This window comes from Bradyrhizobium sp. SRS-191, from assembly GCF_024586915.1.
In the GTDB taxonomy this organism is placed as follows: domain Bacteria; phylum Pseudomonadota; class Alphaproteobacteria; order Rhizobiales; family Xanthobacteraceae; genus Bradyrhizobium.
In genome coordinates, this window is sequence record NZ_JANBVS010000022.1 from 106,924 (window position 1) to 125,102 (window position 18,179).

Annotated in this window: 19 protein-coding genes; 11 read left to right on the top strand and 8 right to left on the bottom strand. The window is 66.6% G+C overall.

Annotation, left to right across the window (positions count from 1 at the left end):
* Nucleotides 1-274: 274 nt before the first annotated feature.
* Both NLR35_RS29555 and NLR35_RS29560 read left to right on the top strand, forming a co-directional pair.
* Nucleotides 275-1,066, top strand: a complete 792-nt coding sequence (locus tag NLR35_RS29555) for a Bax inhibitor-1/YccA family protein (protein WP_257170055.1) — start codon at nucleotides 275-277, stop codon at nucleotides 1,064-1,066.
* Between the two features lie 277 nt (nucleotides 1,067-1,343).
* The gene (locus tag NLR35_RS29560) at nucleotides 1,344-1,871 is read left to right on the top strand and encodes a GNAT family N-acetyltransferase (RefSeq protein WP_257170056.1); all 528 of its coding nucleotides are present in this window, start codon (nucleotides 1,344-1,346) and stop codon (nucleotides 1,869-1,871) included.
* A 28-nt stretch (nucleotides 1,872-1,899) separates the two neighbouring features.
* Here the strand turns inward: NLR35_RS29560 and NLR35_RS29565 are convergent, their stop codons facing one another.
* From NLR35_RS29565 to acnA, 3 genes are all read right to left on the bottom strand, one after another.
* Nucleotides 1,900-2,265 carry a DUF2794 domain-containing protein gene (locus NLR35_RS29565; RefSeq protein WP_257170057.1) on the bottom strand — a complete coding sequence of 122 codons (366 nt, stop codon included), beginning with the start codon at nucleotides 2,263-2,265 and terminating at the stop codon, nucleotides 1,900-1,902.
* Between the two features lie 457 nt (nucleotides 2,266-2,722).
* On the bottom strand, nucleotides 2,723-3,505 hold the full coding sequence (locus NLR35_RS29570) for a thioredoxin family protein (protein ID WP_257170081.1): 783 nt from the start codon (nucleotides 3,503-3,505) through the stop codon (nucleotides 2,723-2,725).
* 189 nt (nucleotides 3,506-3,694) lie between these two features.
* Entirely contained in the window at nucleotides 3,695-6,415 is a 2,721-nt protein-coding gene (gene acnA, locus NLR35_RS29575) for an aconitate hydratase AcnA (protein WP_257170058.1), read from the bottom strand.
* Nucleotides 6,416-6,638: 223 nt separating this feature from the next.
* Here acnA and ccmA point away from each other — a divergent pair, with 223 nt between their 5' ends.
* The 5 genes from ccmA (at nucleotide 6,639) to NLR35_RS29600 (ending at nucleotide 9,769) form a co-directional block, all read left to right on the top strand.
* Nucleotides 6,639-7,250, top strand: a complete 612-nt coding sequence (gene ccmA / locus NLR35_RS29580) for a heme ABC exporter ATP-binding protein CcmA (RefSeq protein ID WP_257170059.1) — start codon at nucleotides 6,639-6,641, stop codon at nucleotides 7,248-7,250.
* 207 nt (nucleotides 7,251-7,457) lie between these two features.
* Nucleotides 7,458-8,126, top strand: coding sequence for a heme exporter protein CcmB (gene ccmB / locus NLR35_RS29585; RefSeq protein WP_006611638.1), 669 nt, complete (start codon nucleotides 7,458-7,460; stop codon nucleotides 8,124-8,126).
* Nucleotides 8,127-8,218: 92 nt separating this feature from the next.
* Nucleotides 8,219-8,995, top strand: a complete 777-nt coding sequence (locus tag NLR35_RS29590; protein ID WP_257170060.1) for a heme ABC transporter permease — start codon at nucleotides 8,219-8,221, stop codon at nucleotides 8,993-8,995.
* A gap of 1 nt (nucleotide 8,996) precedes the next feature.
* Entirely contained in the window at nucleotides 8,997-9,176 is a 180-nt protein-coding gene (ccmD, locus tag NLR35_RS29595; RefSeq protein WP_257170061.1) for a heme exporter protein CcmD, read from the top strand.
* Nucleotides 9,173-9,769 (top strand): DsbE family thiol:disulfide interchange protein, encoded by a 597-nt coding sequence (locus NLR35_RS29600; RefSeq protein ID WP_257170062.1) that lies wholly within the window; start codon nucleotides 9,173-9,175, stop codon nucleotides 9,767-9,769. Before ccmD ends, NLR35_RS29600 begins: the two co-directional genes overlap by 4 nt.
* 215 nt (nucleotides 9,770-9,984) lie before the next feature.
* On the opposite strand, the gene NLR35_RS29605 is transcribed toward NLR35_RS29600, so the two are convergent.
* Both NLR35_RS29605 and ftsY read right to left on the bottom strand, forming a co-directional pair.
* On the bottom strand, nucleotides 9,985-10,587 hold the full coding sequence (locus NLR35_RS29605) for a septation protein A (protein ID WP_257170063.1): 603 nt from the start codon (nucleotides 10,585-10,587) through the stop codon (nucleotides 9,985-9,987).
* Nucleotides 10,588-10,671: 84 nt separating this feature from the next.
* Nucleotides 10,672-11,619, bottom strand: a complete 948-nt coding sequence (ftsY, locus tag NLR35_RS29610) for a signal recognition particle-docking protein FtsY (protein ID WP_257170064.1) — start codon at nucleotides 11,617-11,619, stop codon at nucleotides 10,672-10,674.
* A gap of 60 nt (nucleotides 11,620-11,679) precedes the next feature.
* Between ftsY and NLR35_RS29615 the strand changes: the two genes are divergently transcribed.
* A complete protein-coding gene (locus NLR35_RS29615; RefSeq protein WP_257170065.1) occupies nucleotides 11,680-12,576 on the top strand; it encodes an RluA family pseudouridine synthase in 897 nt (298 codons plus the stop codon).
* Nucleotides 12,577-12,629: 53 nt separating this feature from the next.
* Here NLR35_RS29615 and mtaB read toward each other — a convergent pair whose 3' ends face one another.
* A complete protein-coding gene (gene mtaB, locus NLR35_RS29620; protein WP_257170066.1) occupies nucleotides 12,630-13,934 on the bottom strand; it encodes a tRNA (N(6)-L-threonylcarbamoyladenosine(37)-C(2))-methylthiotransferase MtaB in 1,305 nt (434 codons plus the stop codon).
* Nucleotides 13,931-14,800: a diaminopimelate epimerase gene (gene dapF / locus NLR35_RS29625; protein ID WP_257170067.1), complete on the bottom strand. Its 870-nt coding sequence runs from the start codon at nucleotides 14,798-14,800 to the stop codon at nucleotides 13,931-13,933. The genes mtaB and dapF overlap by 4 nt, the downstream gene beginning before the upstream one ends.
* Nucleotides 14,801-14,971: 171 nt before the next feature.
* On the opposite strand from dapF, the gene NLR35_RS29630 reads away from it, so the two are divergent.
* Together NLR35_RS29630 and NLR35_RS29635 are read left to right on the top strand one after the other, a co-directional pair.
* Nucleotides 14,972-15,730, top strand: a complete 759-nt coding sequence (locus NLR35_RS29630) for a GyrI-like domain-containing protein (protein ID WP_257170068.1) — start codon at nucleotides 14,972-14,974, stop codon at nucleotides 15,728-15,730.
* An 8-nt stretch (nucleotides 15,731-15,738) separates the two neighbouring features.
* The gene (locus NLR35_RS29635; protein WP_257170069.1) at nucleotides 15,739-16,452 is read left to right on the top strand and encodes an SIMPL domain-containing protein; all 714 of its coding nucleotides are present in this window, start codon (nucleotides 15,739-15,741) and stop codon (nucleotides 16,450-16,452) included.
* A 228-nt stretch (nucleotides 16,453-16,680) separates the two neighbouring features.
* Here the strand turns inward: NLR35_RS29635 and NLR35_RS29640 are convergent, their stop codons facing one another.
* The gene (locus tag NLR35_RS29640) at nucleotides 16,681-17,673 is read right to left on the bottom strand and encodes an MBL fold metallo-hydrolase (protein WP_257170070.1); all 993 of its coding nucleotides are present in this window, start codon (nucleotides 17,671-17,673) and stop codon (nucleotides 16,681-16,683) included.
* 365 nt (nucleotides 17,674-18,038) lie between these two features.
* Here NLR35_RS29640 and NLR35_RS29645 point away from each other — a divergent pair.
* On the top strand, nucleotides 18,039-18,179 hold a 141-nt coding region (locus NLR35_RS29645; RefSeq protein ID WP_257170082.1), incomplete at its 3' end, for a signal recognition particle receptor subunit alpha.

The following is an 18,179-nucleotide window of genomic DNA, read 5'->3' on the forward strand; positions in this document are numbered from 1 at the left end:
TTGTGCGCTCATGCCGCACGGTTAACGGGATTTTCACGGCGCAGACGCGCGCGGAGCGACATTCAGCCGCGCGTGGAAGCTTGCACCAAATATGCTAGTTTCCCATTTAGGGAATGGGCTCAGAGAGCCGCCAAAGAGATTTGCCAAAAGATGGCGAATTTGCCGATGACGCAAATTTAATATCGATGGCAGGCTCTATGAGATAGGGTTTTTCGAGAACCGGCCAAAGGTCCTGCCAGGACCGGGCTGCCGGGCAACCAACGGGAATTCGACCATGTCGGACCTCAACCGCAACTATGCTTCACCCTTTGGCCGGGTGGCCGGGCGCGCCGATGCCGCGACCGTCGACGCCGGTCTGCGCGCCTACATGCTGCGCATCTACAACTACATGAGCATCGGCCTGGCCATCACCGGCCTCGCGGCGCTGGGCGTCTACATGGCGTCGGTGACCGGCGATCCGGCGGCGGGCGTGTTCAAGTTCGGCAACGCCTATCTGACGCAGTTCGGCTACGCGATGTTCGTGAGCCCGCTGAAGTGGCTATTCATCCTGGCCCCCCTGGTCATGGTGTTCGCGATCTCGGCCGGCATCAACCGCCTTGCGCCGTCGACCGCGCAGATCCTGTTCTGGGTGTTCTCGGCCTTGATGGGCGTGTCGCTGTCGTCGATCTTCCTGGTGTACACCCACACCTCGATCGTGCGTGTGTTCTTCATCACCGCGGCGACGTTCGGCGCGCTCAGCCTGTACGGCTACACGACCAAGCGTGACATGACGGGCATGGGCTCGTTCCTGTTCATGGGCCTGATCGGCATCGTGCTGGCGAGCCTCGTGAACCTGTTCCTGGCGAGCTCGATGCTGCAGTTCATCGTCTCGGTGATCGGCGTGTTCGTGTTCGCCGGCCTGACCGCCTGGGACACGCAGCGCCTGAAGAACGAGTACATCTACGGCTACGCCTCCGCGGGCGGCGACATCGCCGAGCGCGCAGCGATTACCGGCGCCCTGTCGCTGTACTTGAACTTCATCAACCTGTTCACGCTGCTGCTGCAGCTGCTCGGACAGCGCGACTGATCCAACGGCTCGAGCGAGCGACCTTCAAAGCCCCGGCCTCCGCGCCGGGGCTTTTCGTTTGGGGCACCCTGCAGGCGGCGGGGCTGTCGCGACGAACAATCCTAGCAGTTGGTTTACTCCGTCATGCCCGGCCATGACGATGTGGAGACGGACGGCGCACCGCTCCGATCGCCAAATGCGATAGCCCCCTCTCCACGCGGGCTGCATCCCTGCACGGCAGACCGGAGCCATGTTCGGCGGAGGTTGAACGGCTTTCGCGCGCTGGTATGTTCCGGCCATGTCCAGCATTGAAATCCGCCCGACGGCCGAGGCCGACCTTCCCGCCATCACCGCGATCTACGGCCAGGCCGTCCGCGAGGGTACCGCCACGTTCGAGCTGGACCCGCCGGATCTGGCGGAAATGACCCGACGCTTTCGGGCGCTGAGCGACGGCGGCTTCCCCTATTTCGCCGCCCTGCTGGATGGGGAGGTGGTGGGCTATGCCTATGCCGGGCCTTACCGGCCGCGGCCCGCTTATCGCTTCACGGTCGAAAACTCGGTCTACCTCGCGCCGGCCAGCCAGCGCCGCGGCATCGGGATGCGGCTGATGCGGACGCTGATCGAGGCGTGCGAGATCAGAGGCTTCCGCCAGATGATCGCGGTCATCGGCGACTCCGCCAATGCCGGCTCCGTCGGCCTGCATACGGCTTGCGGCTTCCAGATGATCGGCACCCATCCCAGCGTCGGCCTGAAATTCGGCCGCTGGCTCGATACCGTCATGATGCAACGTCCGCTCGGGAGCGGCAGCAACGACATCCCGGCTTAGGTCGCGCCGATCGACCGGGAGCGCCGGCTCAGACCAGCGCAGGCTTCGGCGCGATCACCAGCAGCACGCGCTCCAGCTCATGGCCGCGGCGCAGGATCAGGCCGGTCGCCGAGATCACGCTGTACATGCCCTGCTTGCGCGCCAGCCGCGGGTCCTTCTCGATGCGGTAGAGCGGCACCTCGGATGCGCGGCGGAAGACGGAGAACACGGCGCGGTCGCGCAGGAAGTCGATCGAGTAGTCGCGCCACTCACCGTCGGCGACCATGCGGCCGTAGAGATTGAGGATGCGGTTCAGCTCGAGGCGGTCGAACGTCACCCGGGTCGGCGCTGCGGCCGCGTTGCGCGCCGCCGCGCGGTTCTCGCTGGGGTCGGCATCCTCCGGGGTGAGGTTCATGAGCGTCCTCCTGTCATCTGTGTGACATGATCGCGCCAACCGGTGAAAGCCGCAAGGGGCGGTTTTCGTTATCGAACTTGGCAGCGTCTTTGGCAGCTTCTGCGACGAACGCGAGTTCCGCGAACACGCAAGCGTCACGGGATCGTTAGCGGAATCATAATCGCGCCGTGTTTCCGCCCAGGGACTGCCCCCGACGTTAGGCATAAGATTCGTGTGCGTTGGCCCGGTCCTTTCGGTTCCGGATTCCTCAGCCCCCAGCCCCCCGGGGTCGTCAGGATCGGGTCTATTCACAAGTAAAGGCAAAGGGCCAACGCAAGTTGGTCCTTTTGCTTTTTTGGCGTGAGCTCGCGCGAGATGCTGCGACGCGCGTGCGCCCTGGACCCGGCGAGTCGCGCCGTGGATCAAGTTGTCTTGCAAGCCGTCTTGCAGGCCGTATGAAGGTGAGCGGCGAAGAGGCTCAGCGCTCGGGAGCGCGCGTCGTCGCCGAAGTCCGGGTGAGAAATGGCAGGTCCGAGCGGGCCGCGCCGAGCATCAGGCCGGGCCGGTCCCGGCTGCCGTCCTGGACATAGACGACGGCGCCGTCGACGCCCTCTCGGGCGATCTTCTCGAGCGGGACGCTCCAGCTGGCAGACGCTCCGTTCCAGTCACCCAGCTTCATCAGACCGCGAACGACGTTATAGTAGGTCAGCTCGCGCCCGCCATTCTCGCCGCGCGCGACCTGGATCGGAACGACGCGTGAGATCGAGCAGACCCAGACCTCACCGTGCCTGCGCGGCGCGTGCTCGTCGGCCGCCGCGACCGACACGGTCAGCTCCTGGCCTTCGATCGACAGGCTGACCGGCACCGACATCACGGCGCCGCCTCGGCCGGTCTCTTCGATGGCGCCCTCGATCGCCTCGCGATCGCTGCCGATCACATGCACGGCACCGTTGACCACGGCCTGCGGGGTGTAGACCTCACGATCGCCCCGCGCCCGCGAATAAGCGCGCTGCCGGGCCGTGAAGCGGGAGTCGGCCAAGGTGTCCTTCCAGCCGAGATAGTCCCAATAATCGATCGGCAGAGACAGGGTGATCACGGAGGGGTCGCGGGAGAGGTCGCCGAGCAGCTTGTCGGCCGGCGGACAGGACGAGCAGCCTTGCGACGTAAAGAGTTCGATCACCGCACGGGGATCGGCGGCAGCCGGCCGGACGAAGGCAATGACCGCACAGACACCAAGCGCCGCGCGCGACCACCACGACATCTGTCCACTCATCGCCACTGTCCCGTCTGGACCACCGTCCGCTGCGCGCTCGCGCGCCATCACATCCGCGATGCCGTCCTCGTAGTTAATAAACCGAAAATGCAAAGGAGGCGGCCCTTGTCATAGGCCGCCTCCTTCATCACCCGCTACTCACTTCAGAGTGAGCCAAACTGTCGCATCGCGCTTTGGTTAAGCGGCGAGCTTCCGCAGCACGTAGTGCAGGATGCCGCCGTTGCGGTAGTAGTCCAGCTCGTCCAGCGTATCGATCCGGCAGAGCAGCGGCACCTGCTGCGATGCACCGTCAGCCGACACAATCTCCGCGGTCAGCGTCTGGCGCGGCTTCAGGTCGCCCTGCAGGCCCTTGATGGTGACCTTCTCGTCGCCCTTCAGGCCCAGCGACGACCAGGACGTGCCCTCCTGGAAGGTGAGCGGAAGCACGCCCATGCCGACCAGGTTCGAACGATGGATGCGCTCGAAGCTCTGGCAGACCACGGCGCGGACACCGAGCAGACGGGTGCCCTTGGCCGCCCAGTCGCGCGATGAGCCGTTGCCGTATTCGGCGCCGGCGAACACCACCAGCGGCACGCCCTCTTCCTGGTACTTCATGGCGGCATCGTAGATCGACATCTGCTCGCCGTCGGGCCAGTGCTTGGTCAGGCCGCCCTCGGGGATGTTGCCGTCGGCGCCCTTGAGCATGAAGTTCTTGATGCGGATGTTGGCGAAGGTGCCGCGCATCATGATCTCGTGATTGCCGCGGCGGGTGCCGTACTGGTTGAAGTCGGCCGGACGGACCTGGTGCTCGCTGAGGAACTTGCCGGCGGGCGAGGTCAGCTTGATCGAACCGGCCGGCGAGATGTGGTCGGTGGTGATCTTGTCGCCGAACAGCGCCAGCACGCGGGCCTCGAGGATGTCCTTGATCGGCTCCGGCTCCTTCTTCATGCCCTCGAAATACGGCGGGTTCTGCACGTAGGTCGACGACATGTTCCAGCGATAGGTCTCGCTCTCGACCGTCTTGATCTTGCGCCAGTTGGTGTCGCCCTTGAACACGTCGGCGTAGCGCTTCTTGAAGATCGAGGCCTTGACGAACTTCTTGACGAAGTCGTTGACCTCCTTCGTCGTCGGCCAGATGTCCTTCAGGTAGACCGGCTTCTTGTCCTTGCCGATGCCGATCGGCTCGACCGCGAGGTCCTTGGTCACGGTGCCGGCTAGCGCGTAGGCGACGACCAGCGGCGGCGAGGCCAGGTAGTTGGCCTGCACGTCCGGCGAGACGCGGCCTTCGAAGTTGCGGTTGCCCGACAGCACCGCCGCCGCGACGACGCCGTTGTCGTTGATCGACTTCGAGATCTCCTCCGGCAGCGGGCCGGAATTGCCGATGCAGGTGGTGCAGCCGAAGCCGACCAGATTGAAGCCGACCTTGTCGAGGTCCTTCTGCAGGCCGGAGTTAGCGAGGTATTCGGCAACCACCTGGCTGCCCGGAGCGAGCGAGGTCTTCACCCACGGCTTGGCCTTGAGGCCCTTGGCGGCGGCGTTGCGGGCCAGCAGGCCAGCGCCGATCAGCACGCTCGGGTTCGAGGTGTTGGTGCAGGAGGTGATGGCGGCGATGACGACGTCGCCATGGCCGATGTCGAAATCCTTGCCCTCGACCGCGAAGCGCTGCTCGGCGGCATCCGGCTTCTTGTACTCACCCGCCAGCGCGGTGGCGAAGCCCTCGGCTACGGCAGGCAGCGCGATGCGGCCCTCGGGACGCTTCGGACCGGCCATCGACGGCACGACGTCGGCGAGATCGAGGTTCAGCGTCTGCGTGAACACCGGGTCAGCCGACTTGCCGGTGCGGAACAGGCCCTGCGCCTTGGCGTAGGCCTCGACCAGCGCGACGCGCGGGCCCTTGCGGCCCGAGGTCTTGAGATAGTCGATCGTGGCGGTGTCGACCGGGAAGAAGCCGCAGGTCGCGCCGTATTCGGGGGCCATGTTGGCGATGGTCGACTTGTCGGCGACCGAGAGATGGTCGAGGCCGGGGCCGAAGAATTCGACGAACTTGCCGACCACGCCGAGCTTGCGCAGCATCTGGGTGACGGTCAGCACGAGGTCGGTCGCGGTGACGCCTTCCTTCAGCGCGCCGGTCAGCTTGAAGCCGACGACGTCCGGCAGCAGCATCGACAGCGGCTGGCCGAGCATGCAGGCCTCGGCCTCGATGCCGCCGACGCCCCAGCCGAGCACGGCGAGGCCATTGACCATGGTGGTGTGCGAATCAGTGCCGACCAGCGAATCCGGATAGGCGACCTCGAAGGTGCCCTTGGTCCGGCCGATCGTCATCTTCTCCTTCTTGGTCCAGACCGTCTGCGCCAGGTATTCGAGATTGACCTGATGGCAGATGCCGGTGCCGGGCGGCACGACGGAGAAGTTCGAGAACGCCTTCTGGCCCCACTTCAGGAATTCGTAGCGCTCCTGGTTCTGCTTGTACTCCTCGGCGACGTTCTTGCCGAACGCCTTGTTGTCACCGAAGTAGTTCACGATCACCGAGTGGTCGATGACGAGGTCGACCGGCACCAGCGGGTTGATCTTCTCGGCGTCGCCGCCGAGCGCCTGCATCGCGTTGCGCATTGCGGCCAAGTCGACCACTGCCGGCACGCCGGTGAAATCCTGCATCAGCACGCGCGCCGGGCGGAAGGCGATCTCGTGCTCCAGCGACTTCTTGCGCAGCCACTTCGACACCGCGACGATGTCGTCCTTGGTGACGGTGCGGCCGTCCTCGTTACGCAGCAGGTTCTCGAGCAGCACCTTCATCGAATACGGCAGCTTCGAGATGTCCTTGAGACCGTTCTTCTCGGCTGTGGGCAAGCTGTAATAGATGTAGCTCTTCGTTCCGACCTTGAGGGTCTTGCGACACTTGAAGCTGTCGAGCGAGGTCATGCGTGGGAATCCCAATTGATCTGTATACCCCGAGGGGGTATTTAAGAACCGTCAGCGCGAGGCGCCGGATGGCTTGCAGCGGGCGATTGTGTGCTGCATCAAGGTCGGGCTTATAGAAGCTTTCTAACTGCGTCGCTACAGAGACAATCAAGTCTCGACGTGGCATCACCCACAAATTCTCACACGCTAGCCATCAATTTCGTAAGGGCTGTCACCACGCGCCATGCAGCTGTCTCCAAGACTGATCGGGCACGACGTCAGATGCGTGCGTGGCGGCCGCGAGGTGTTCTCTAGCCTTGCCTTCGAGGCGCGCGCGGGCGAAGCGCTGGCGGTGACGGGGCACAATGGCGCAGGCAAGACCTCGCTGCTGCGGCTAATCGCAGGGCTCTTGCTGCCGGCCGGCGGCACCATCGCGATCGAGGGCGGCGAGGGTGAGCTGACGGTGCCGGAGCAGGCGCATTATCTCGGCCACCGCGACGCGCTGAAGCCGGCGCTCAGCGTGCGCGAGAATCTGACGTTCTGGGCCGATTTCCTCGGCGGCGGAATGACGCGGCCGATCCCGGATTGCCTCGCCGCCGTCGGCATCGCCCACGCCATCGACCTCCCCGCCGGCTATCTCTCCGCCGGCCAGCGCCGCCGCCTCTCGCTGGCACGCCTGCTCGCGGTGCCGCGCCTGCTGTGGCTGCTCGACGAGCCCACCGCTGCGCTCGACGTCGCGGGCCAGGCGATGTTCGCAGGATTGATGCGCGAGCATCTCGCTGGCGGCGGACTGATCGTGGCAGCCACGCACGGGCCGCTCGGCATCGACACGCGCGAGCTGCGGATCGGAAGCTGAGCTGATGTTGATGGGACAGGCAATTTTTCACCGCGGCATCGGTGCGCCCCCCTCCCCCTTGCGGGGAGGGGTTGGGGGTGGGGGTCCCAGCAAAGACTCCCCGTGTGGACCCCCACCCCCGACCCCTCCCCGCAAGGGGGAGGGGAGCGCAGCGACCTCGGAGCCGCAGCGTCGGTCCCAAGCATTTCTCGCCAAGGCCCGCCCCGCATGACCGCCCTCGGCGCCCTCATCCGCCGCGACATCCGGATCGCGCTGCGCATCGGCGGCGGTGCGCTGATCGGCGTGCTGTTCTTCCTCACCGTCGTCGTGCTGATGCCGTTCGCCGTCGGGCCGGACCTCGCCCTGCTCACCCGGCTCGGCCCGGCGATCCTCTGGCTCGGCGCCCTGCTCGCCAGCCTGCTGACGCTCGACCGCCTGTTCACCGCCGACCACGAGGACGGCTCGCTCGACCTGATCATCATGAGCCGGACACCGCTGGAGCTCGCCTGCGCCGCCAAGGCGCTGGCGCATTGGCTGGCCGCAGGCCTGCCGCTGGTGATCGCCACGCCCGTCCTCGGCCTGCTGCTCAACCTGGATGCCACCGCAACAGGCGCCGTCGCGCTGACCCTGCTGGCCGGCACGCCGGCCCTGACCTTCATCGGCATGATCGGCGCGGCGCTGGCGGTGACCATGTCCCGCGGCGGCCTGCTGCTCGCCGTTTTGGTCCTGCCGCTGTCCATTCCAGTCCTGATCTTCGGCGTCGCGGCGTCGCAGGCGGCCATCGTCGGTCCGCTGCCGTTCGGCGCGCCGTTCTCGATCCTGTGTGCGCTGTCGCTGGTCAGCTTCGTGATCGGCCCGTTCGCGGCTGCAACCAGCCTGCGCAACGGCCTGGACTAACGGAACACCGGCGGGGTTTGACCATGATCAACTCTTGGCCAGCCGTGCCGTGCTGATGGACTGCAACCGCTTCCGCCTTTAACAAGGTTTTCATGTCGCTGATCGACCTCGCCAATCCCACCCGGTTCCTTGCGCTCACGGCGCGGCTGCTGCCGTGGCTGGCGCTGGTCACCGTCGTGCTGCTCGGCGCCGGCCTGTACCTGTCGGCACTAGCACCTGACGATTACCAGCAGGGCGCGACCGTCAAGATCATGTTCATCCACGTGCCCAATGCGTGGCTGTCGATGTTCGTCTGGGGCGTCATGAGCATCGCCTCGCTCGGCACCCTGGTATGGCGCCATCCCCTCGCCGACGTCGCCGCCAAGGCCGCCGCCCCGATCGGCGCCAGCTTCACTTTTCTCGCGCTGCTGACCGGCTCGCTGTGGGGCCGGCCGATGTGGGGCACCTACTGGGAGTGGGACGCGCGGCTGACCTCGGTGCTGATCCTGTTCCTGATGTATCTCGGCCTGATGGCGCTGTGGCGCTCGGTCGAGGACCCCACGCGCGCCGCGCGCGCCGCCGCCGTGCTGACGCTGGTCGGCGCGATCAACCTGCCGATCATCAAGTTCTCGGTGGACTGGTGGAACACGCTGCACCAGCCAGCCTCGGTGATGCGGATGGGCGGCCCGGCGCTCGACAAGTCGTTCCTGATCCCGCTGCTGGTGATGGCGATCGGCTTCTCGTTCCTGTTCATCACACTGCATGTCGCGGCCATGCGCAACGAGATCCTGCGCCGCCGCGTGCGCAGCCTGCAGATGATGCAGGCCCGTGCCTACCAGGGCAATGCGCCGGCGAGCGGTGCCACCAGCCAGATCGTGGGAGCGGCCTGACATGGATCTCGGCCCCTACACCTCCTTCATCGCGACCTCCTATCTCGCCGCCGCGCTGGTGGTGGTGCTCCTGATCACCTGGATCACCATCGACTACCGCACCCAGAAGGCGCGGCTGCGCGCGCTCGAGGAGAGCGGCATCAGCCGCCGCTCCGGCCGCGCCGCCACGGACATGCAATGACCGACCAGACCGCTCCCGAAGCCGCGCCGCGCCGGCGCTCGCTGTTGATGCTACTGCCGCTCGTGGTGTTTCTCGGGCTGGCCGCGCTGTTCTGGTTCCGGCTTGGCAATGGCGATCCCTCGCGAATCCCCTCGGCGCTGATCGGCCGCCCTGCGCCGGCGACGCCGCTGCCGCCGCTGCCCGAGCTCGCCAAGGACGGCGGCGCCGTGCCCGGACTCGATCCCGCCGTGCTCAAGGGCAAGGTCAGCATCGTCAACGTCTGGGCGTCCTGGTGCGTACCCTGCCACGACGAGGCGCCGCTGCTGGTCGATCTCGGCCGCGACAAGCGCTTCCAGATCATCGGCATCAACTACAAGGACGCCGCCGACAACGCCCGCCGCTTCCTCGGCCGCTACGGCAATCCCTATGACGTCGTCGGCGTCGACGGCAACGGCCGCGCCGGCATCGAATGGGGCGTCTACGGCGTGCCCGAGACCTTCGTCGTCGGACGCGAGGGCACCATCGTCTACAAGCTGGTCGGCCCGATCACGGCGCAGAACATCGACGCGGTGCTGAAGCCGGAAATCGAGAAGGCGCTGAAGGCGGGGAGTTAGTTCGCTTGCTGTGAGCCGTTAGTTTCTCGTCATTGCAAGTGGACGTGACTGCCGAGCTCGTGCAACGACCGACGGTGTCGTCCCGGCCTTGAGCCGGGACCCATACTCCGCGGCCGTCGTGGTGGGCAAGATGTTAACGACGCGCCTGCCCCAAACTCAAGCCTGTGGTTCTGGGTCCCGGCTCAAGGCCGGGACGACATCAGAGTTTGCCGCAACTACCCCTTGCTCACATCCCCTTCCGCGGCATCGCTGGCTTCCAGCGAGGCCGGGTCGAGGTGGTAGCGCTTGATCAGCGGCATCTGGGCGATGGCGAAGATCATGGTCAGCGGCAGCACGCCGAAGGCCTTGAAGCCGACCCAGAAATCCGTGGTCTGCGTGCGCCAGACAATCTCGTTCAGCACCGCCATCGCGGCGAAGAACAGCGCCCAACGGAAGGTGAGAATGCGCCAGCCCGCAGGTGTCAGATTGAACATCTGATCGAACATGATCGCGATGAAGGAGCGGTTGAACAGCAGCCCGCCGCCGAGCACGGCCGCGAACAGGCCGTAGATGATGGTCGGCTTCACCTTGATGAAGGTCTCGTCGTGCAGCACCAAGGTCAGCGTGCCGAACACGATCACGACGACGGCGGTGACCAGCGCCATCAGCGGAATGTGCCGCGTCACGACATAGGACGCGATCAGCGCCGCGATGATCGCGACCATGAAGGCGCCGGTCGCGGCGAACAGATTGAACTTGGCATTGACGAAGAAGAACACGATCAGCGGGCCGAGCTCGGTGGCCAGCTTGAACAGCGGATGCGGCTGGGTCTTGTCCATTCCATGTCCTGTTGGCTGTCGTCAGCGGCGACGCAGCTGATCCCGTCGTCTTCGATGCCACCGCGCCGGAGCGGCGCGGCCGCGTCAGTCCTCGATGCCGGCGATTGCCCGCGCAAAGTCCTTGGCGGCGAACGGCTGCAGATCCTCGACGCCCTCGCCGACGCCGATGAAGTGCACCGGCAGTTTGAACTTCTCCGACAGCGCCACCAGGATGCCGCCGCGCGCCGTACCGTCGAGCTTGGTCATCACGAGGCCTGTGACGCCAGCCGTACGATGGAACGCCTCGACCTGCGACAGCGCATTTTGTCCCACGGTGGCATCGAGCACGAGCAGCACCGCATGCGGCGCCGAGGTGTCGACCTTGCGAATGACACGCACCACCTTCTCGAGCTCGTTCATCAGCTCGGCCTTGTTCTGCAGCCGGCCGGCGGTGTCGATCAGCAGGATGTCGCGGCCCTGCTCCTTGGCGGCGGTAATCGCGGTGAAGGCGAGGCTGGCGGAATCAGAGCCCTGGGCGCCGGCGATCACCGGCGCCCTGGTGCGCTCGCCCCAGACCTTGAGCTGCTCGATCGCGGCGGCACGGAAGGTGTCGCCCGCGGCCAGCATCACCTGCTTGCCTTCGGAGGCGAATTTCTGGGCGAGCTTGCCGATCGTGGTGGTCTTGCCGGAGCCGTTGACGCCGACGACGAGGATGACGAACGGCTTGTGGCCGGCCTCGACGACGAGCGGCTTCGCAACCGGCGACAGCACCTTCTCGACCTCGGTCGCGACCACAGCCTTGACCTCGTCGGCGCTGATTGCCTTGTCGTAGCGACCGGTGCCGACCGCGTCCGCAATTCGCGCCGCCACGCTGGTGCCGAGGTCGGCGCGCAGCAGCACGTCCTCGATGTCGTCGAGCATCGCACGGTCGAGCTTGCGCTTGGTGACGAGATCGGCCACCGCCGTGCCGAGCGCGCCGGAGGTGCGCTTCAGGCCGGCGGACAGCCGCCGCCACCACGACAGCTTGGGTGTTTCGGAGGTGGTATCGTTCATGGCGTGGTGTTAGCCCTTTCCTCCCGCAAACGAAAGCCTCGCACCCGCAATACGGTTTCCATGGACATTAACCAACCGACAGATGAGGAGATGCTCGCCCGCGTGCTCCACCGCGACGGGCTGATGCTGGTGATCGACAAGCCGGCCGGCATTCCCGTGCACAAGGGACCGAAGGGCGGACCGAACCTCGAAGCCTCCTTCGACGCCCTGCGCTTCGGCCTGCCGCGCCCGCCGGTGCTGGCTCACCGACTCGACAAGGACACCTCGGGCTGCCTGGTGCTCGGCCGCCACCGCAAGGCAACGGCGTCGCTCGGGCTTTTGTTCAAGCACGGCAAGATTTCGAAGACGTATTGGGCCGTGGTCGAGGGCGGCCCGGAGGCTGACGAAGGCGTGATCGAGCTGCCGCTGGGCAAGCTGAACGCGGAACGCGGCTGGTGGCAGAAGCCCGACCCGAACGGGCAGCCGGCGGTGACGAAATGGCGGGTGCTGGGACGGTCGTATTCGCCGGTCATCCCATCCACTAGCGCTCCTTCCTCTTCGGGCACCGACTCCCCTCCCCCTTGCGGGGAGGGGTCGGGGGTGGGGGTCCCCACGGGCAGTGTCGCCCGGGGCCACCCCCCACCCCGACCCTCCCCCGCAAGGGGGGAGGGAGCGCAGCCTGCCGTGGGAGAGAGCGAGCCTCAATCCGCCAAGACGCCCAAGCTCACCTGGCTCGCCATGGAACCCATCACCGGCCGCACCCACCAGCTCCGCGTGCACTCGGCCGCATCCGGCTGGCCGATCTTCGGCGACAACATCTACGGCAACGGCCCCCGCTTCGGCGAGCCGCGGCTGCATCTGCATGCGCGTGAGATTTCCATCCCGCTGTCGAAGAACAAGCCGCCGGTGCACGTCGTGGCGCCGGCACCGCTACACATGCATGAGCGGCTGCGGGCGTGCGGGTGGAATGGCGAGTGAAGCCCCCCGGTCGTGCGACGTGAGACGCAGCGCCGTCGCCACACCCACCGCTGTCATCGCCCGGTTGAACCGGGCGATGACAGCGAGTGTGGGACTAACAGCTTCGACCCATCATGGCCGACGATCATCAGCCGCTGCACGGCGCCCGGCTCGGCGCCGGTGACTGACACCGGCAGATAGTGCTCCGTCCGGCCCTGCTTCGCGCTCTCGATCAGCACCTCGCGCTCGCAGCCGATCTCGGCATCCAGACGCCGCAGCAACGCCGCCTCGCCCGCGGCGCGCAGCCGCCGCGCGCGTTCGCGGATGACGGCACCGTCCACCTGCGGCATGCGCGCCGCCGGCGTGCCGGGGCGGGGCGAATAGGGAAACACGTGCAGGAACGTCAGGCCGCATTCCTCGACCAGGTCGAGCGAGCGGGAAAACATCTCCTCGGTCTCGGTCGGAAAACCGGCGATCAGATCGGCGCCCAGCGCGATGTCCGGCCGCAGCCGCCGCACCTGGTCGCAGAACGCGATGGCGTCGGCGCGCGCATGCCGCCGCTTCATGCGTTTCAGGATCAGATCGTCGCCGGCCTGCAGCGACAGATGCAGATGCGGCATCAACCTCTCATCATTGGCGAGCGCATCGAGCAGCTCGGCATCAGTCTCGATCGAATCGATCGAGGAGATGCGCAGCCGTTTCAGCTCCGGCACGTGACACAGGATCTGCTTCACCAGCCGGCCGAGCTTCGGCGTGCCCGGCAGGTCCGCGCCATAGCTCGTGAGGTCGACGCCGGTCAGCACGATCTCGGCATGGCCGCGCTCCACAAGCGTCCGCACCTGATCGACCACCGCGCCCATCGGTACCGAGCGCGAATTGCCGCGTCCGAACGGGATGATGCAGAAGGTGCAGCGATGGTCGCAGCCGTTCTGGACCTGGACGAACACGCGCGGCAGCCCGCGCTGAAAGCCGTCGACGAGATGCGGCGCCATCTCGGTGACGGCCATGATGTCGGAGACGGCGACCTTCTCGGACGCGTCGATGCCGAAGCGCGGCGCCGCCAGCGCCTGCGCCGCCGCGCGCCAAGCGTCGGGCCGCAGCTTGTCCTCGTTGCCGATGACGCGATCGACCTCGGGCATCTCAGCGAACATGCCGGCTTGCGTCTGCGCCGCGCAGCCGGTCACGACGATACACGCGTCGGGGCGCTCGCGCTTGAGCTTGCGGATCGATTGCCGCGCCTGCGCCACGGCCTCGTTGGTGACCGCGCAGCTATTGATGACGATGGTATCTTCCGCCCCAGCCGTCTCGGCGTGCCGCGCGATCAGCTCGGATTCGAACGCATTCAGCCGGCAGCCGAAGGTGACGACGTCGACGCTCATGCGACGCTGGCGAACAGCTCTGGCGCCAACCGCCCCTCGAACTCGAACGTCGCGGTGCCCGTCATCAGCACGTGATCGTCGCGCTCGCGCCACTCGATGGTCAGTTCGCCGCCGGGCAGCGTCATGTGGACGAGACGATTGGCGCGCTTCAGCCGCGCGGCCGCAACGGCCGTTGCACAGGCGGCCGAGCCGCAGGCCCTGGTCAGCCCCGCGCCACGCTCCCAGGTGCGCATCGTGATGTGGTCGCGATCGACGATCTGGGCGAGCGTGATGTTGGCGCGCTCCGGGAAGATCGGATGGTTTTCCAGGAGCGGCCCGAAGCGCTCGAGGTCGTAGGAGTTGACATCGTTGTCGACCCAGAACACCGCGTGCGGATTGCCCATGCTGACGACCGACGGCGAATGCAGGATCGGCGCGTCGATCGGCCCGATCTGCAGCTCGATGTAGCGGGTGTCGCGGAACTCCTCGGCCAGCGGGATGTCCTGCCAGCCGAACTTCGGTACGCCCATGTCCACCGTGTAGAGACCGGGCGCCGGCCCCTGCCAGCAGTTCAGCAACCCGGCACGCGTCTCGAACGTCGCGCTGGTCTGGCCAGTCTTGCCGAACACCTGGCTCACCACGCAGCGCATGCCGTTGCCGCAGGCGCCGGACTCCGATCCGTCATTGTTGTAGATGCGAATGAACGCCTCGGTGCCGTCGAGCCGCGGCCGCTGCAGCACCATCAGCTGGTCGTAGGGTACGCGGGACGCAACCGCACGCGCCTCGTCCGGCGTCACGACATGCTTCACGTCGCGCAGGTCCAGCACGACGATCTCGTTGCCGATGCCGTTCATCTTGACGAAGCTGTGGTTGGCCAGCGCGCTCATGAAAATATCCAAATTGTGTCCGTCTTATATGGCGAAAGGCGCCGCATTGACCAGTCCGCAGGGGGACATGACGCATCTGTCATGGGACGCCGCGCCGCCGGGCATGTTAGGACCGCACGTTCGCCGGCACGCGCCCTGCGCAGGAGCAGCACGGCACTGGAGAATAGTCGCATGAATCTCAGCACTTTCCGCCTCGTTCTGGCCGTGAGCTCGGTCGCGCTCGTGCTCGGCGGACCACTCGCCCAGGCTCAGGCGCCGTCGGCCTCGCCGGCTCCGGCGGCCCCAGCCTCGCCCGCCCCGGCTCCGAGCGCGATTCCCGCCCCTGCGGCATCTCCCGCACCGGCCGCCTCGGCCAGCCCGGCACCCGCGACGGCCCCGACCCCGGCCGCCAGCGCGAGCCCGTCGCCTTCATCCTCTCCGGCGGCCCAGGCACCGGCCACTCCGCCGGCCGCCGCGCCCGCCCAGAGCGCCGACGCCTTCGGCGATGAGATCAAGCTCGAGGCCAAGAAGGTCGTCCTCGTCAAGGGCACCGCCAATTGGGACAACGCGTTCGACACGCTGATCGACTCGTTCAAGGCGCTGTCGGCCACCTTGGACAAGCAGGGCGTCAAGCCGGCCGGCAACGGCATGATCGTCTACACCTCCACCGACGACAACGGCTTCACTTATCTCGCGGAGATGCCGATCGAGCAGGAGCCGAAGACGCTCGGCAAGGGCATGAGCATCGGCCAGTCGCCCGAGGGCAAGGCGCTGAAGTTCGTTCACCGCGGCTCCTACGACAACATGGACAACACCTACGAGGCGATCACCAACCATCTCGACGAGCGCCGGCTGGAAGCCAAGGACACCTTCATCGAGGAGTACCTGACCGATCCCTTGAAGACGGCCGAGGACAAGCTCGTCATCAACGTCTACGTGCCGCTGAAGTGAGCGGCATCATGATCAGACCGCTGCTCGTTGCCGCGATTGTGGCCTCGGCCGCTCTGCCCGCCCTGGCGGACGACATCGCGCGGCAGGATACGCCCGCGATCACGGTCAGCGGCGAAGGCAGCGTGCAGGCGCCGCCGGATCTGGCGCAGATCGATGCCGGCGTCGCCTCCGACGCCAAGACCGCGCGCGAGGCCGCCGAGGCCAACAACGCCGCAATGGCCAAGGTGCTGCAGGCGCTGAAGACGGCGTGGATCGCCGACAAGGATGTCCAGACCTCGCGGCTGTCGCTGCAGCCGCAATATGCGCAGACCAATCGGCCGGGGCAGACGACGGTCACCGGCTATCGCGCCAGCAATCGCGTCACCATCAAGCTCCACGACGTCGCCAAGGTGGCGAACGTGATCGATGCGGTGGTGGCCGCCGGCGCCAACGATGTCGGCAACGTCTTTTTCAGCGTCGCCGAGCCGTCCAAGCTGCTCGACGAGGCGCGTGAGAAGGCCGTCACGGATGCCCGCCGCAAGGCCGAGATCTACGCCAAGGCTGCCGGCGTCACGCTGGGCCAGCCGCTCAACATCGCCGAGGACGGCGCGCCCGCGCCTGTGTTCCGCGCCAAGACCTTTGCCGCGCCGATGGCTGCCGGGGTCCCGACGCCGGTGGCGCAGGGCGAGGAGACGCTGTCGGTCACGGTCAGCGTCACCTGGGCGATCAAGGCGGGGCAGTAAAGCGCACTTACTTCAAGGCGCGCTCACTTCGTCACCGCGCATTCACACGCAGCCGTGAGTCTGCGCCGCAACTCCAAACTCAGTGTCGTCCCGGCCTTGAGCCGGGACCCATACTCCGCGGCGGATGTTGTCGCGTGAGATGGAGCTGCGTCCTTCGCAAAACTTGGTTCGGTGGTTATGGGTCCCGGCTCAAGGCCGGGACGACACCTGCTTTGTTGTGGCAGCGAGTTAGATCTCCACTACCTGCCCCGGCTTCAGCACCCCGAACCGCTCGCGCGGGATGCCGGCGGAATCGAGCGCCGCGTGCAGGGCGTGGACCGGCGCGTCGATGGCCTCATCCGTCAGCTGGAAGGTGCCGTGGTGGTGGGCCAGCGCAGTCTCTGCGCCGCAGTCCTGCAACGCCTGAACGGCATCCTCGGGGTTCATGTGCTGGTCGCGCATGAACCAGCGCGGCTCGTAGGCGCCGATCGGCAGGATCGCGAGGCGCAGGGGCGCATGCAGCTCGGCGACGCGGCGGAAATGCGCACCCGTGCCGTAGCCGGAATCGCACACGATGTAGACTTTGCCGCGCGGCGTCTCCAGCACGAAGCTCGCCCACAGCGCCTTGTTGCGATCGAAGATGCCGCGCGCCGTCCAGTGCCGGGTCGGCACCAGGGTCACCGCGACCTCGTCGTTCAGAGGCACGCGATCGTGCCAGTCATAGGCCTCGGCGCGGATTTTCGAGTCGGCATCGGTCATCGTCAGGTCGTTGCCGAGCGGTGTGACGACCCGAGGGGCGAAGCGCGCGGTCAGCTTCGACAGCGTGCGGATGTCGAGATGGTCGTAGTGCCCATGCGACACCAGCACGACGTCGATATGCGGCAGCGCCTCGAAGGCGATGCCGGGATCGTTGTGGCGGCGGGGGCCCGCGAACGACAACGGCGACACCCGCTCCGACCACACGGGGTCGATCAGGATGTTGAGACCGCCGGTCTGGACCAGCCAGCTGGCATGACCGATGAACGACAGCCGCACCGTCTCGCCCTCGATCCGGTGTGGCGGGGTATCGGCGTGCGGGCTGGGGGCCCAGGCCGGCCAGCGCGAGCGCTTGCCGTTGCGGTCGAACTGCCAGCGCAGCACCTGGGCGAGGGATTTGGGCGGAACGCCGTCGGGATCGTAGAAGCGCTTGCCGTCGAAATGGTCGGTGACGGGGCCGGAATAGGTCCTGGAACGGCGCAGCAAGGTCGTCCTCGCAAGGGAAAGCTGATACGGGAAAGCTGAACTGGCACAAGAGGTAAGCGGCCCCGCCGGGTCCGGCAACGGGACGGCGGGAAGCAAGTTTCCTTGACTTTTCCGGCCGCGGGGGGTTTAACCCGGCCGAATTTCGGAAAGTTTCGTCTTTTCGAGCCACCGCCCGGCCCCGGAGGCCGGAGGTCAACGCCCGACAGCGCTGTGCGCCCTCGGGCGCAAACGTGTTTGGACTGACGGTTTCGGCCGACGGGCCGAGGTCTATATGGTCGTGGTCTATATAGTCGTCATGGGCCGCAGCAAGCGGCGATGACGGGCGGCAATGAAGCGAGCGCCCGACAAGGGCAAAGGATACGGCATTGTTCGACAATCTGTCGGAAAGGCTTGGCGGCATTCTCGATCGGCTGACGGGGCGCGGTTCGCTCTCGGAAGCCGACGTCGACGCCGCGATGCGCGAGGTCCGCCGGGCGCTGCTCGAGGCCGACGTCGCGCTGGAGGTT